Raw genomic sequence first — 14,750 nt, forward strand, 5'->3', positions numbered from 1 at the left:
CGGCTCCACTGGGCGAAGCGCCGGTAGACGGTGGGCCAGGCCGGCCCGAACACCGGCGGCAGCTGCCGCCAGGTGCAGCCCGAGGTGGCCACGAAGATGATCGCCGCCAGGCACTCGCGGTCACCGACCCTCCGTTTGCCGCCGCCCTGCGGGCGTATGACCTCTGTCGGCGGGACCACCCGCCGAAACAGCGTCCACAGCTCGTCCGGTACCAACCGCTCCACCAGATCCGTCATGCACGACTCAACGAGCGATCACGCCATCAGAAACGTTGTCTTACTGCCTGTCTCGGGGTGGGAAGAATCCTTGGCGTTCCGAGCCGTCCACGCTGAATGCGTGGACGGTGGCACGCCCTCTGATGCTCGCTGGCGGTGTCGGGTTCTCAATCACGACGACCTGGCCCGGTGGATTCTCCAGGAGGTCGTGGTAGAAGTTCTCGGCGACGTCGGCGGTCATCAGCTCGGGACGGTCTTCGTGCGGGTCTTCGGGCCGGCGGTAGGTGAGGACCGGAGTGTCGAGCACGACGAAGCCCGGATGGATCAGGTCGTGGGCTGTGTTCCGACGCGCGAGTGATACAGCGAAGGCGGCGTGGAGGATGGACCGCATACCCCTGCCGCGGCTCTTTCGCGGTTGTCCGTCAACGGAGAGCTCGGCAGTCGTCGGGTCATAGCGGACGCGGTTGCCCCCCGGAACATGCCAGGCTTCCAAGGTCTCATGGATCATGCGTTCGAAGTCGGCGACGTCGGCGGCAGGGATGCCGTCGGGACGGGCAGCCGACGGAGCAGGAGCCACGGTGGACAGCGATGCCTTGAGGTCCTCGAGCTGCTCGATCTGAGCGTGCAGGGCCAACTCGTTTTCGACCCGTGAGCGGGCGTTCAGTAGTTCGGTGGCGTCCGTGTCGACCGGCTGCATCCGTTGATCGAGTGCGCGGAGCTCCGCAGCGTTGTGCGTGAGCTCTTCGTGTCGGGCAGCGCGGGCCGATTCGATGTCCGCTGCCTGCTCTTCCAAGTCCTCGATCATGTGGAGCAGGTCGCTGAGCAGGTCCGTTGTCTTACGCATCTCCGCAGATACAGACGCCGCCAGCTGGGTGCTTTCGGCGAGGTGGTGCTCCGGGTGCTGGTGCTGGGGCTCGGCGCCACAGAAGACGCAGGTCCCGGTCTGGAAGTAGCCCAGGAGGGTACCTGCTTCGCCGACCATCTGGAGCCGGGCCAAGTCTGACTCGTACTGCTCTTTCAGCAGAGCGAATCGTGCCAGCAGCTGCTGGACCTCGTCGCCCCGCTGCTGCGCCGCGAGGTCGGCCTCTTCCAGGCCCCGGCGGCTACGTAGGAGACTGGTGCGGACTTCAGCGAGTTCGACGGCGGCGGCGGTCACCTCACCGAGGGCCGCCTGCAGGCGGTCGAGTTGCTCCCGCAGTTGCGACTGGTTCGCCTCCATCGTGAGCTTTCCGCGGCTCTCATCGATCAGGTGGTCGATGACCGCGATCTTCCCCTTGCCGAACTGCTTCTCCAGATTACTGGGCGCCGTAGGACGCTCCGGCTCTTCCTCTCCGCTGAGGAGGAGTTTGAAGACCGACTTCTCCCTGGTCTCGTTCAGCGGATTCCGGGTGCCGAGTACCGGAGAGTGTTGGTCTGCCATACGTGTGTCGTTGACGACGGCCAGGCGCGCGAGGTCCCGAAAGTTCAGCGGCAGCACGTTGCCGCGGCCGCTCTGGAGGATCCGCTGGCCGTCGATCCCTAGGACAGTCAGCAGGTAGCGGGAGATGTTCTTCTTCGACTTGGCGTTGTGCTTTGACTTGAGAGTCTCGTCCGCTGTCTCCGTTGGCATTTCTCGGAGATCGTGGTTGAACACCTCGATGGTGTCGCCGCCGATGGCGCGGGACAGGGTGAGGCTGCGGCCGTCGCTCACCTGTAGACCGAGGAGAATGCGGGTGTAGCCGTCGTCCTCAGGGATGGACTTGAGTTCGCTGGCGCCCAGCATGTAGTCCACGGCCTCTTCGACGTAGGACTTGCCCGTGTCGGAGGCTCCGTAGATGACCGTCAAGCCGGGACTGAATTCCACTGCCGCCGAGGGCCTGTCCATGCCGAGGAAGGTCAGGTGGACGAGCGTCAGTCTGATCACAGGACGTCCTCTCCCAGGTCGCCGGGGCTCACGTGTATACGGTCAAACCAGCGCTGGGTGATCTGCTTCATGCCCTCGCGGACATCCGTTCCTTCATGCATGTAGGTGCTGGTGAGCCAGTCGGCCCGCTCGATGAGCTGGCTGACGTAGGGGGCTTCCAGGGCGCTGAGGAAGCTCGCTGCCTCGTCTGTGGCCCCGTACATGAAGCCGTGGTCGGTGGTCTTCATGTCGGCGAGGCCGGCGCGCAGCAGGACCATGAGGCCCTGCTCGATGAGGCGCCGGCGCAGCCCGAGCTCGCCGGGGTTGGCGGGTAGGTCGGGGTGGAGGCTGGCGGGGCCGTGGTCGAGGTCGCCGCTGTGGAGCATGGCGTGGTCCAGGTAGACGAGCTGGGCGACGTCCAAGCGGCGGGGGAAGGTCTCTGACAGGAGGACCAGAGCGCGCATCCCGGCCTCCACGGGGCCGTTGAGGGGGGTCACAAGGTCTCCTCCTTGCACCAGGTCAGCCGGTCGTCGTTGGCAAGGCGATGACACATGCCCTTGAGGTCAATGACTTTCACCACGGGGGCGAGGATGTTCGCCGGGTTCGGCTGGTGCGCGACGGCCGCGTCGAGAACGGCTTCGAGCCGCGCGTAACCGCTGGCGTGGTCTCGGTCTTCGATCTCGATCACGGCGTCGTATAGGTCGGTCTCGATCGCGGTGTAGGTCGCTTCCGGGACGCTCTCCTGCGCGAAGCGCCAGAGCGACTCGGCGTGGAAGAAGGCGGCGCGCTGACGGAAAAGGTGGCCACGGACCTTCGCATGGTCGCGGGCCTCTTGAAGCGTCTCCAGAGCGAGGCCGTGCTTAGCGTTGTAGGCGTCCAGCAGCTTGCGGACGTAGACAGCTTCATGGGGTGCCTGGTCTGGTGGGGCCGGGTCGGCGGCGGGGCGCTCCTTGAGCTGCTTCGGGAAGCGTCTTACGTGGTGGGGGGTCGCGGCGTGCAGATCGAGAATCTCGTCTAGGTCTCCGGCTTCGAACATCGAGAAGTCCGTCGCCCGCGCCAGCTCACCCACAGCGGTGCGCATCTCGGGGGTGAGCTTCTTTCCGAGCTTGGAGTCCTTGTCGTCCCACGCCGCGAAAAACTCGTCTCTCAGCTGGGGCGGGTTGAGCAGAAGCCGCTCCAGTCCAGTGCCGATCCTAGGCGCGACGAAGACGTAGCGCGTGGGCAGCTCGTACGTACCGAGGATCTTCGCGACGAAGATCTTGACCATCTCCGGAAAGGCGTCCGCCTGCCCAAGCGCCTTGGCGTAGTGCTTGCACTGGTAGCAGTGCCATTCGCCCGCGGTGCCCTGCGCAGAGAGGCAGGCCGCGACGTCCGCTCCGCGGTCGCCGGCCCCGCCCATCCTTTGCACCCGGACGTAGGGACGCCCGGCCCACGTACCGAACTGGTGGACCCACTCGACGGTGAAGTCCTCCCACTCGTCCTCGTTGTAGATGTACTTCAGGTACACCTGAGGCGTAGGCAACGGAGCGCTATGGGTCGGCGGGGCAACCACGACGACCTCCGGCGACTTGGGCTCCGGAAAGCCCTCGAATACCGGCCGGGCTCCATCTCTCCCCGGCTCAAGCCCTCCTGCCACAGCCCACCCCCGCCCCACGCGCAATCACTGACCGTAGTGATATCACCCCACACGGTCCGCCAGGAAGGCAGCCGGGCAGCCTCACCCCTTGAAGCTGTTAGTCGATCACCCGCGGCGGCAGCCGGCCGGCCCCGAACCCGGGGTCGTCGTGGTCGTGGCCGTAGACCCGGCCGCGCAGCAGCTGCTCGTCATCGAAGAGCGGCGTCCCCGGTGTCACCGCCTTCATCGTGTCCGCGCGCGTATTGCGTCCAGATCGGCGCGCAGCTCGGCGGTGAAACCTGCATACGCGGGCGGGATGAGGTGACCGTACGCCTCCGCCAGCGCGAGGGCGTTCTCCCAGACGCCGAGCGCCTCCGCGTCGTGCCCGGAGTCCGCCAGCAGCAGGCCGAGGTGACGGAGGACCCGGGCGAGGTCGAAGCCATGGCGCTCGGGGTCCGCCTGCCACGCGGCCTCGTACAGCCGTACGGCGCGGACGGCCATCACGAGGCCCGCCTTGTGCCGGCCGGTCGCCACCAGGCAGACGGCTTGGAGCGACACGCACTTCGCGAGGTCGGCGCGGTGGATCTCGGGCGTGTCGGTGTGGAGGGGGTCGAGGAGCTGGACGCCTTCCCCGGCTGCCGCCAGCGCCTCGTTCGGGCGGCCCGCTTCCAGGAGGAGGTGGCTGAGGTTGGACAGGACATTCGCGAGGTCACGGGCGTGGGCGTCCGGGTTGGTCCGGTGCAGGCGGCGGCGGACCGCGACGGACTCGGCCGTCGTGTCCAGCCCTTCGGCGTGCAGTCCCGCTTCGTTCAGGGTCACACCCAGGTCCATCAGAGCAGCCGCGAGGCCCGGCTCGTAGGCCACCGGGTCGACGCGGGCCAGGGCGCGCAGGGACTCCACCGCTTGCCGGGCGGCCTTCAGCGACATCTCCTGCTCGCCCAGGGCGGCGAGCGACGCGGCGAGGGTGACGAGACCGGAGACGAGATGGGGCTCGTGCGCCGCCATGTTTCCTTCGGCGAGCGCGAGCCGGAGGGAGGTGGACTCGCGGGTGGCGGCGAGGCCCTCGTCCCAGCGGCGGTGGTTGTTGAGGTGGCCGCCGAGGGCCTGCAGGGCGGCGGCCAGCCCCTGCGTGTGGCTGGGGTCGGCGGCGGCGAGCCGGCGCCAGCGGGCCGTCGCGCTCTCGCTCGCGACCAGGGCCTCCCGGTGCCGGCCGACCGCCGCGAGCCGCCCGGCGAGATCGGAGAGAAGTCCGGCGTACTGCGGCTCGTGGCGCGCCGGGGCGGCCTCGGCGAGCGGCTGCAGAAGGGCGGCGGCTTCCTCGGTGGCGCGCAGGGCCTCGGACGGGCGCCCGTTGTGGGTGAGGCAGTCCCCGAGCCGGCCGAGGGAGGCGGCGAGCTCCGGGACGTCGTCGAGGTCCCGGGCGGCGTCGACGCTCCGCCGGGCGGCGTCGAGGGCCTCGTCGTCAAGTCCGGCGTTCAGCAGGCGGGTGCTCAGGTGGTAGTAGCCGGCGGCGCGGGCGCGGGGGCTGCCGTCCCGGGCGAGGAGTTCGGCGACCACCCGCCGGGTCAGGGCCGCCATCCCGGCGTTCAGCTCCACATGCCCGCCGGCGGGAAACTCCTCCTCGATGGCGGCCAGCAGCGCGAGGGGGATGTCGTCCAGGGCGGCGAGCGCGCTGAGGGCGGCGCTGCCTACGGCGAGCGCGAGGCGCGAGGCGTAAGCGAGGGGCGGGTAGAGGTGCCGGGGCCCGACGTGCGGCCAGCGTTGCGCGGCGGCGGCCAGGAAGGTAATCGCCCGCCCGGCGTGCGGTCCGAGCAGGCGGGCGGTGATCTCGGGGGCCCACGTCATGGCGGGGTAGTCGGCGTCGTGCCCCGGGAGCGTGAGGGCGAGGAAGTCCTCGGCGGGCCGGTCGGGGTAGAGCGGCTCCAGGACCGTGCCGCGTCCCGGCTCGGCGGCCGGGTAGCAGTACGCGTGGTCGTCGAGGACCCGGCCGGGAGGGTGGCCGGTCCCGAGCCCGGCCACCACGGCCGACGCCGTGGGCCGGTCGAGCGTGCCGGTGAGCGCGGCGGCAAAGACGGCCCGATTCATGGCCGGCGGTGGCGTGGCGTGCGGTCCGCCTCTGGCGTGCAGGGTGGCCCAGTGCAGGTGCTCCCGGTCGAGCAGGTACACGGTGAGCCCGGCCAAGTCGGTGGGCGGGCGGCGGCCCGAGGCGGTGGCGTCGACGTCGACGAGCGCGGCCATGTGCAGGGCGAGCGTCAGCCCGTACGGGGGAGGGGGAGGGCCGGGCGCGGGCGGGAGCCCGTACCGTTCGGCGAAGGCGGCGTGCGCGGCCCCGTACATCCTGGCGGTGTTGGGGAGTTCGGCGAGGAGCCGGCTGGAAGTGGCGGCCTCGATGTTGCGGAAAGCGGAGCGGACGGCGGGCCACGCGTCGACGGTACGGGCGAGCAGCAGTACCCGGGTGCGTACGCCCGGCCGGTGCAGCACCGCGTTTCTCAGGAGCCAGGTGAGGTGGGTGAGGGGCCAGCGGTCGGCGTAGTCGACGACGAGGAGCACCCCGGCGTGCCCGTCGACCGTCACGTCCTCGCTGCCGGGCGGCGGTTGCACCGAACCGGGGCCGTGGACCGCAGTGATCACCCGCCAGCCGGTCCCTTGGGTCTCCTCGGCGAACTGGGCTGCGAGCCGGGTCTTGCCCTGCCCGCCGGGCGCGTGCGTCCAGCGGACGGCGAGCCGGGGCCCTTCGTCGCGCCAGGCACGTAACTCGGCCAGCTCCGCCTCCCGGCCGGTGAACGGCACCACCTCGAAGCGGGCGTTCAGCATCCGGCTCGGCAGCTCCCGCAGCCAGTCGGGGTCGGCAGCCGGGGCGGGCCGCCAGTTGTGGAGCAGATAGACGGGCGCCCCGTCGCCGAAGACGTGGAGATCTGCCCCGATCACCCCGTACGCGAATCCGGCGTGGGCCGTGACATGTTGTTCGGTGCTCACGCCTCCTGCTGCTCCTGGTGGATCACGATGCTGCCGTGCTGGACGCCGAACACCCGTCCCTGGTCGCGCGCGGTGTTGTACTGGACAAAGTGGGGCGCGCCGCCCTCCGCCGGGAGCAGGGCACGCAACTCCTCGGCGTACTCCGGGTGCGCGGCGAGCAGGGTGCGCAGTTTCAGCGCCCAGCTGGGCGCGAGCGCCTGTCGTGCGGCGTCGGCCGACTCGGCGTCCGCGGCCGTCGCGACGAGCGCGGCGTCCTCGTCGAGCCGGCCCTCGACCTCCGCGCCGCTCCGGTGGTTCCGCACTGACCGGTGCCCACGGCCTCGGCGGCGCCGGGGGCGGGGCGGGGGCGGGGGTGCGGTCGGCCGAAACATGCCGTCGGGCGGTCGGGGTGGCCGTAGCGTCGCGCCATGACCACTCTTGACGACACGGCTTACCGGTACCGCACCAGTGTCCCGGGGGACGCCGAGGCCATCGAGGCACTGGACGGGTCCTTCACCACCGACACCGTCTTCCGCGTCACCGCCACCGGTGACGGCTTCACCGTGCGGGAGGTGCCGGTGGACCCGCCCCTGACCAAGGTGTTCCCCGACGACGACTCGGACGACGGGGAGGACGGCGAGGACGGCGACCCGGACTCCCGGACGTTCGTCGCGTACGGGGACGCCGGCGACCTGGCGGGCTTCGTGGCCGTCTCGTACTCCGGCTGGAACCGCCGGCTGACCATCGAGGACATCGAGGTCGCCCCGGAGCACCGGGGCCGCGGGGTCGGGCGCGCGCTGATGGGGCTCGCGACGGAGTTCGCCCGCGAGCGGGGCGCCGGGCACCTCTGGCTGGAGGTCACCAACGTCAACGCACCGGCGATCCACGCGTACCGGCGGATGGGGTTCACCTTCTGCGGCCTGGACACCGCCCTGTACGACGGCACCCCCTCGGACGGCGAGCAGGCGCTCTACATGAGCATGCCCTGCCCCTGAGCGGCCAGCAGGCGCACCACGGACGGCGCGGCCCCGTCGCCCGGCGCCACCGTGACGGTCAGCAGCCAGGCCGGATCGGCGCCGGGTGACGGGGCCGACTGATACCACTCCACCCGCGCGTCCAGCAGCCTCAGGCCCGCCGCACGCCCGTCGGCGTACCACCTCCGGAAGGGCTCCGAGCGCCACACCGGGAGCGGGACCGCCCGCTCGCCCCCGGTGCGGCGGCCGCCCGTGCCCACCGCGCGCAGGGCCGCCTCCGCGGCCCCCGGCAGGGTGCGCTCCACCGGTACGCCGCGGGCGTCCGCGAAGTGCAGCAGATAGTCCATGCGTTCGGCCTCCGGGGGCGTTCCCAGGACGGCGCGGCCCGAGTCGTACCAGGCTCCCCACTTGATGTTCGAGACCAGTCCGGGGAGCCGTGCCATGTCCCGGGGGATCCAGAACAGCACCACGTCCGACTGGTGCATCGCCTCCTCCTCCCAGGCGATCTGGTCGGCGTACGCCGGGTAGTCCCCGCCGTCCGCGGGCTCCGGCAGGAAGACCGCCAGCCGCCCGGGGCCGGCCCAGGCGGCGCGCAGCGCTGCCACGGCGGCCGGGCGCCACGACGGCTCCGCCGGGTCGGTGGGCGTGGGCCCGCACAGGTACACGGAGGCGTCCCAGGAGTCGGGGGCCTCCCGGCCGACGTACACCACCTCCACGGAGGCGGAGGCGGAGGCGGAGGCGGGGTGCGTGGCGGGTGTCGTGGGCAGGGAGTCAGTGGACACGGGGTGCTCCGTCGGCGTCGGTGGTGTCGGTCGTGGTGAGGGCGGCGAGGGTGGCGAGGAAGTCGAGCAGGAGGGCGTTGAAGGCGGCGGGGCGTTCCAGGAACCCGAGGTGGCCGGTGTCCGCCAGCTCCGTGTAGCGGGCGCCGGGAACCGCGGCGGCCACCTCGCGCCCCAGGTAGGCGGGGGCCAGCACGTCGTCGGCGAAGCCGACCACCAGCACGGGCGTCGTGATCCGCGCGTACGCGGCCAGCCGGTCCGGGACCGGCGGGCGGGGGCGGTGCGCGGCGGAGGTGCCGCTCAGGGCGGCGATCTCGAACAGGTCCAGCCATTCCGTGACCGCGCCCTCGTCGGCCAGGGTCCGGGGGGAGAGGTTCTGCACCAGCCGTACGAACGCCTCGTACTCCGGCGGCAGTCGGTTGCCCGCCCGGGCCGGCACCGGCCCGGGCGCCGCGGACCCGGCGATCGCGGTCTCGGCGCGGGACAGCGCGTCACCGACCGCGTCGGGCCGTCCCCGTGTCGCGGCCAGCACCGCACCGCTCGCCAGGTGCGGATCGCTCACGAGCAGCTCCTGCACCGCCAGGGCGCCGAGGGAGTGGCCGACCAGCGGGCAGGGCGGCAACCCGAGCGTCGTGACCAAGTCCCGTACGATGGAGGCGAGTTCCTGGACGGGGGAACCGGCCGCGTCGTGGTCGAAGGTGAGCACCTGGTGGCCCGCCTCGGTCAGCGCGGGCACCTGGTGGTGTTCCCAGATCCGGCCGTCGCCCCCGGCGCCGGCGACCAGGACCACCGGCCGCCCCCTGCCGTGCACCGTGTACGCCGTGCCGCTCACCGGGCCAGCCTCCGCAGCGCGGTCTCCACCCACGCCGGGCGACCGGTGTCCAGGCCCCGCAGCGCCACGTGGACCCAGAGGAACGACGCCCGGGCCAGAACGTGCGCCCGCATGCCGTCGCGGACCTCGCCGCCCGCCGCCCGGTAGGCGTCCAGGAGCCGGTCGAGGACGTCCGTGCCGCCGGCGTACAGCATGTCGACGAAGTCGGCCGCCGGGTCGCCGACGCCCGCGTTCGCCCAGTCGAGCAGACCCGACAACGCCGGGGGGCCGGAGGGACGGGACTCCACCAGGGTGTGGCCGGGGTGCACGTCGCCGTGGACGAGTACCAACCGGTCGGGCCACAGGCGGTCGTCGTCCAGCCACTTCCGCCACCGCGCCACCCGGTGGGCGGGAAGCTCCAGTTCGGCCCGGGCGCGGGCCAGCTTGTCCGCGATCCGCGAGCGTACGGTCCCGGGGTCCGCCGGGTGCGCGCCCGGCAGCTCCCACGTGCCGTCCAGCGGCGTGGAGTGCACCGCCACCAGGCAGCGGGCGAGCGGCTCCAGGTAGCGGTCCGGCCGGGCCAGCGGGTCCATCGACCAGCCATAGACCAGGGTCTCCGGGTCCTCGCTGCCCGCGGCCACGCCGGGGAGGCGGGGGTAGGCCACCAGTTCCGGCGTGTGCAGCCGCCAGTCGGGCACCGGAACCGCGACCCGGCCGCGCACGGCGGCCAGCACCGCGCCCTCGACGGCCAGTTGGGCGGACGCCTCCGGCCGCCTCGGCCGGCGCAGGATCCAGTGCGTGCCGTCGCTCGCGCGGATGTGGACGACACGGAAGTCCCAGCCGCTGTCGTCGGCCCGCGCGGACTCGGGCACGAGCTCCACGCCGAGCCGCCGCGAGGCGTACGCGGCCAGCTCCACGGTGTCCGCGCCCGGGTGCGCCGCGGTGTCCGTGCCGGGCGGTGACGTGGCGTCGGCACCGGGCGGTGTCGTGACGCCCGCGTCCGGCCGTGTTGTGGTGCTCGTGCCCGGCGGTGTCGTGGCATCCGTGCCGGGCGGTGTCGTGGCGTCGGTACCGGGTGGTGTCGTGACGTCCGCGCCAGGCGGTGTCGTGGCGGCGGCGCTCATCGGGCGGCCTCCACGGTGCCCAGGTGGCGGTCCCGGGTGGCGTTGCGGTCCACCTTGCCGGTGTGGGTGCGCTCCAGCGCGTCGACCGGCACGATCAGGCCCGGCACCAGGTGCGGTGCCGCCGTCCGGGTCAGGCGCTCGCGGATGGCCGCGGCGACCTCGCCCGGCGCGAAGTCCGGCAGGGGGACGAAGAACGCGGCCAGCGACGAGTGCCCGGCGCGCTCCACCCGCGCGGCCGCGACCGACGACACCCCCTCGCACCGCCCGATCAGCGCCTCGACGTCGAGCAGGTCCACCCGGAAGCCACGGATCTTGACCTGGTGGTCCGAGCGGCCCCGGAACACCAGGAGCCCGCCCGCCGCCTCGCCGACCAGGTCGCCGGTGCGGTACCAGCGGGTGCCGTCCCGCTCGGTGAAGCGGGCGGCCGTCGCCCCCGGGTCGTCGTGGTAGCCGAGGGCCAGGCCGGGACCGGAGACGTACAACTCGCCCGACCCGTCGACCAGTTGGCCGACGTGCGGCAGCGGCAGCCCGATGGGCAGGTCCCCGCCGGTCTCCGGCAGCACCGGGGCGCCCGGCCCGGCCAGCTGCACCGCGTGCGTGACCAGCGCGGTCTCCGTGGAGCCGTAGGTGTTGAGCAGCCGGACGTCCTCGGCGCCGCGCACCCGGTGCCAGCGCTCCAGCATGTCGGCGCGCACCGCCTCCCCGCCGATCACCACGGTGCGCAGGGACGCGGGCAGCCGGGCCCCGTGGTGCAGCAGGTCACCCGTCAGGCTGTCCCAGAAGCCGGTCGGCAGGACCGCGACCGACACCTGCTGCTCCTCCGCCACCCGCGCGAACCCCTCCCGCGCCCCGTCGTCCAGGACGAGGGTGCCGCCACCGGTCAGGGTCGGCAGGATCTCCTCCAGGCTGGTGTCGCCGCCCACGCCGTGGAAGTGCAGCACGGACTCGCCGTCTCCGATGCCGTACAGGTCGCGCAGCGGCGGCACCACGGCCGCCGGGGCACGGTGGGGGACCACCACGCCCTTCGGCTCCCCGGTGGACCCGGAGGTGAACAGGACGTACGCCGGATCCTCGGGCCGTGGCCGCCGCGCGGACGCCCGCTCGGGCGACGCGGACGGCCCGGCGGCCGGCGTCCAGCGGGGCCGGATCACCATCTCGACCGGGGGCTGCCAGCCGGTCTCCGCGGTCGCCACCGCCTCCCGGCACCCGACCCGGCGCAGGATCTCCTCCAGCCGGGGCTCCGGATGGTGGGCCTCCAGCGGGACGTACGCCCGGCCCGCCGCCAGCACGCCGAGGATCGCCGCCACGTCACGCGCCGAGTGGTGCGCGACGACCCCGACGGGCGGCTGGGGCTCCGCCGTGCGCGGCTCCACGGCACGCGCCACCCGTGCCACCCAGGCGGCGAAGGTGCCGTAGGTCAGGACGAGACCGTTGTCGACGACGGCCGGCCGGTCCGGATCGTCGCGTGCCGTGTCGAAGAACGGCCCCAGAAAGGAGGATGCGGAGGACTCCATTGTGAATTCCCGGATTCTGTTGGAATATTGGCGGGTGCGTATTGTTGTGGAACACGATGTGAAGATACCCGTGCGGGACGGCGTGTTATTGACTGCCGACCTCTACCGCCCGGACACGGCAGGCGAAGTGCCGGTGCTCATCCGGCGGACGCCCTACGGAAAAGCGGGAAGCCCCGGCGGGGCCTCCGTCGACGGGCTGCGGCTGGTCCGCTCCGGATACGCCCTGCTGGTGCAGGACGTCCGCGGCCGGTTCGCCTCCGGCGGCACCTTCGAGCCGTACTGGAACGAGGCCCGGGACGGCGCCGACACCGTCGCCTGGGCGGTGCGGCAACCCTGGTGCGACGGCTCGGCGGGCCTGTTCGGCCGCTCCTACGAGGGCATGGCCGCGCTGCTCGCGGCGGCCGAACGGCCGCCCGGCCTGCGGGCCGTCGCGCCCCACGTGGCCGGTTCGGGGTTCGACGAGGGCTGGACCCGCCAGGGCGGCGCCCTCCAGCTGGGCTTCCTCCTCTACTGGGTGCTGTACGACCTGCTGCTCGACGGGGCCGGCCTGAGCGGACCGGAGCTGGCCGAGGTGGCCGGCGCGGTCGACCGGATCGACGAGCTGTACCGGGACCCGGACGCGGCCGCCGACCTCCTGGACCGGCTCGCGCCCTATTACCGGGAATGGCTCGCGCATCCCACCGGACACCCTTACTGGAAACGGGCAGCACCCCGTGACGCGTATGCGGAGATCGACATTCCCGTGCTCAATCTGACGGGGTGGTACGACCTTTTCCTGGCCGGGGCCCTGGAGAATTACCGGGGAATTCGGGAACAGGGCGTGGAGACACGTCTGGTGGTCGGACCCTGGTCCCACTGCGTCACCGGCGGAACATTTCCGCAGCGCCGTTACGGACTCGCCGCCGACGAGCAGCGGCTCGACGTCACCGGCCTGCACCTGGACCACTTCGACCGCCACCTGCGCGGCCGCCCGGCCGCCGGCCCGGCCCCGGAACCGGTGCGGCTCTTCCTCACCGGCGCCGACGAGTGGCGCGCCTTCCCCGACTGGCCGGTCCCGGGCACCGACGCGTACGTGCTGCACCTGGACGGCCGGCGGCTCGTGGCCGGCCCGGCACCGGAGGCGCCCGGCAGCGACGTCATCCGCCACGACCCGGCCGACCCGGTGCCCACCGCCGGTGGGGCCACCGCCCTGCCCGGCCAGTTCACCGGCGGCGACTGCGGCCCCCTCGACCAGCGCGAGGTGGAGCGGCGCGACGACGTCCTGTGCTTCACCGGGGCGCCGCTCACCGCCCCGCTGACCGTGGTCGGCGACACCGTCCTGACGGTGTACGTCACTCCCGACGCGGCGGGCGCCGACGTGACCGGCAAGCTCGTCGACGTCTGGCCCGACGGCCGGGCGGAGCTGCTGTGCGACGGCATCCACCGGCTGGCACCGCAACCGGCGGAGCCGGTCCCCGGGGCGACGCCGGATCCCGACCCGAAGGCGGACACCGGCCCGGACCCGGTGCCGGACACCGTCCCGGGCCCGGGGGCGGGCGGGGCGCCCGCCCCCGGCCGGCCGACGGAGGTCACCGTCCGCCTCGGCGCGATCGGCCATGTGTTCCGCACCGGCCACCGCGTACGCCTGGAGGTCGCGGCCGGCAACACCCCGCGCTTCGACGTCCACCCCCGGGTGGTCGCGCACCACACGGTCCACCACGGCGGTGCCCATCCCTCACACCTGCTGCTGCCGCGCCTCGCCGGCGGCTGACGCGGCGGCCGGGCCGGCGGCGTCCGGATGGAAGACCGACAGGTCGGCCACCTTCTCGATCCGCCGGCCCGCCTCCCAGTGCGCCCGCCTCAGCCGCCGCAACTGGGCCTTGGTCAGGCGGGTGCTGTGCTGCGGGATCGACCGCACCATGCGCGCCCGCTTGGCCGAGGCCGGGTAGCGGTCCCGTACCCGGTAGGGGTCGTTGAGCAGGTGGTGCGCGGTACCCGCGTGGAAGGCCACCTTCAGCAGCGCGTAGTACGCCGCGGCGCCCGCGCCCTTGTCGCGGGCGCAGTGCACCAGGGTCCTGGTGGCCTCGAACAGCCGCCACAGCACCGGCACGGCCGGCGTGGTGAACACACCCGTCTCCTGGGCGATGCCCTCGCCGACGCCGTAGCGGAAGTAGCTGCGCATGTTGGCGAAGCCGTGCTGGGCGTCGTGGAAGATCCGGGCCTCGGGCAGGTACACCACGGGGATGCCGGCCAGCTGGAGCCGGAAGTCGAACTCCCGGTCCTCGCACCAGTGGATCAGCTCGTCGAAGTGGTAGCCGCCGATGTGGTCGACGATCGCCCGGTTGTAGATGAGCGGCGGGGACAGGGCGCTGACGTAGTCGCCCTCGTCGAACTCCCGCACCCGGGCGGTCAGCCGGCTGAGCAGGCCGTCCGACTCCCCGTACACCACCTGGCCCTTGACCACCGGCTCGGTGAGGACGGCGCGGACCATCGCCCGCACCACGCCCGGTGCGAAGGTGCAGTCGGAGTCCATCAGCAGCAGGTACTGCCGGTCGGTGGCGGCGGCCCCGGCGTTGTAGGCGGCGCCCAGGTTGCCGACGTCCTCGATCTCCGTCACCGTCAGCGGCCGCGGGTGGTCGGCGATCAGCTTCAGTACGGCGTCGCTGGGGCCGTTGAGCGCCAGGACGATCTCGACGTCCTCGTCGATCGACGCGATGCAGTCGGCGATCCGCAGGTCGTCGCGCAGCGCGATGACGACGGCCGTGCGGGCGATCCCCCGGTCGACCGCGGCTTCGTCCACCTGGTCGGTGGCCATCCCGTTCTCCCTCGTTCTGTTCGTGTGTCCGCGGGCCTCGCCGCGGCTGGGCGTACGGCTGTCCGTACGGGTACACGGGCGGGTGGG

General features: G+C 72.6%; 13 protein-coding genes. 2 read left to right on the plus strand and 11 right to left on the minus strand.

The window, feature by feature from the left end:
• The 6 genes from AB0L29_RS28555 to AB0L29_RS28580 form a co-directional block, all read right to left on the minus strand.
• Nucleotides 1-236 (minus strand): transposase (locus tag AB0L29_RS28555; protein ID WP_365830966.1); only part of this gene is annotated, 236 nt, incomplete at its 3' end.
• Between the two features lie 40 nt (nucleotides 237-276).
• The gene (locus AB0L29_RS28560) at nucleotides 277-2,118 is read right to left on the minus strand and encodes a hypothetical protein (RefSeq protein ID WP_365830968.1); all 1,842 of its coding nucleotides are present in this window, start codon (nucleotides 2,116-2,118) and stop codon (nucleotides 277-279) included.
• The gene (locus tag AB0L29_RS28565) at nucleotides 2,115-2,594 is read right to left on the minus strand and encodes an ABC-three component system middle component 2 (RefSeq protein WP_365830970.1); all 480 of its coding nucleotides are present in this window, start codon (nucleotides 2,592-2,594) and stop codon (nucleotides 2,115-2,117) included. Before AB0L29_RS28565 ends, AB0L29_RS28560 begins: the two co-directional genes overlap by 4 nt.
• Nucleotides 2,591-3,604 (minus strand): ABC-three component system protein, encoded by a 1,014-nt coding sequence (locus AB0L29_RS28570; protein ID WP_365830972.1) that lies wholly within the window; start codon nucleotides 3,602-3,604, stop codon nucleotides 2,591-2,593. Before AB0L29_RS28570 ends, AB0L29_RS28565 begins: the two co-directional genes overlap by 4 nt.
• 351 nt (nucleotides 3,605-3,955) lie before the next feature.
• On the minus strand, nucleotides 3,956-6,688 hold the full coding sequence (locus tag AB0L29_RS28575) for a hypothetical protein (protein WP_365830974.1): 2,733 nt from the start codon (nucleotides 6,686-6,688) through the stop codon (nucleotides 3,956-3,958).
• On the minus strand, nucleotides 6,685-6,990 hold the full coding sequence (locus AB0L29_RS28580) for a hypothetical protein (RefSeq protein ID WP_365830976.1): 306 nt from the start codon (nucleotides 6,988-6,990) through the stop codon (nucleotides 6,685-6,687). The genes AB0L29_RS28575 and AB0L29_RS28580 overlap by 4 nt, the downstream gene beginning before the upstream one ends.
• A gap of 105 nt (nucleotides 6,991-7,095) precedes the next feature.
• Here AB0L29_RS28580 and AB0L29_RS28585 point away from each other — a divergent pair, with 105 nt between their 5' ends.
• The gene (locus tag AB0L29_RS28585; RefSeq protein ID WP_365830978.1) at nucleotides 7,096-7,662 is read left to right on the plus strand and encodes a GNAT family N-acetyltransferase; all 567 of its coding nucleotides are present in this window, start codon (nucleotides 7,096-7,098) and stop codon (nucleotides 7,660-7,662) included.
• Here the strand turns inward: AB0L29_RS28585 and AB0L29_RS28590 are convergent.
• From AB0L29_RS28590 to AB0L29_RS28605, 4 genes are read right to left on the minus strand one after another with little or no spacing between them, the layout of a single operon-like run.
• Nucleotides 7,638-8,423 (minus strand): nucleoside 2-deoxyribosyltransferase domain-containing protein, encoded by a 786-nt coding sequence (locus tag AB0L29_RS28590; RefSeq protein ID WP_365830979.1) that lies wholly within the window; start codon nucleotides 8,421-8,423, stop codon nucleotides 7,638-7,640. The genes AB0L29_RS28585 and AB0L29_RS28590 overlap by 25 nt on opposite strands.
• Entirely contained in the window at nucleotides 8,413-9,252 is an 840-nt protein-coding gene (locus AB0L29_RS28595; RefSeq protein ID WP_365830981.1) for an alpha/beta hydrolase, read from the minus strand. The genes AB0L29_RS28590 and AB0L29_RS28595 overlap by 11 nt, the downstream gene beginning before the upstream one ends.
• Nucleotides 9,249-10,355: a macrolide 2'-phosphotransferase gene (locus tag AB0L29_RS28600; protein WP_365830983.1), complete on the minus strand. Its 1,107-nt coding sequence runs from the start codon at nucleotides 10,353-10,355 to the stop codon at nucleotides 9,249-9,251. The genes AB0L29_RS28595 and AB0L29_RS28600 overlap by 4 nt, the downstream gene beginning before the upstream one ends.
• Entirely contained in the window at nucleotides 10,352-11,869 is a 1,518-nt protein-coding gene (locus AB0L29_RS28605) for an amino acid adenylation domain-containing protein (RefSeq protein WP_365830985.1), read from the minus strand. Before AB0L29_RS28605 ends, AB0L29_RS28600 begins: the two co-directional genes overlap by 4 nt.
• Before the next feature lie 58 nt (nucleotides 11,870-11,927).
• On the opposite strand from AB0L29_RS28605, the gene AB0L29_RS28610 reads away from it, so the two are divergent.
• Nucleotides 11,928-13,619 (plus strand): CocE/NonD family hydrolase, encoded by a 1,692-nt coding sequence (locus AB0L29_RS28610; protein WP_365830987.1) that lies wholly within the window; start codon nucleotides 11,928-11,930, stop codon nucleotides 13,617-13,619.
• Here the strand turns inward: AB0L29_RS28610 and AB0L29_RS28615 are convergent.
• Complete coding sequence (locus tag AB0L29_RS28615) at nucleotides 13,584-14,663, minus strand: glycosyltransferase (protein ID WP_064071453.1); 1,080 nt, start codon at nucleotides 14,661-14,663, stop codon at nucleotides 13,584-13,586. The two genes, AB0L29_RS28610 and AB0L29_RS28615, sit on opposite strands and share 36 nt — an antisense overlap.
• Nucleotides 14,664-14,750: the final 87 nt, after the last annotated feature.

It is taken from the genome of Streptomyces sp. NPDC052701 (assembly GCF_040678355.1).
Classification (GTDB): Bacteria; Actinomycetota; Actinomycetes; order Streptomycetales; family Streptomycetaceae; genus Streptomyces.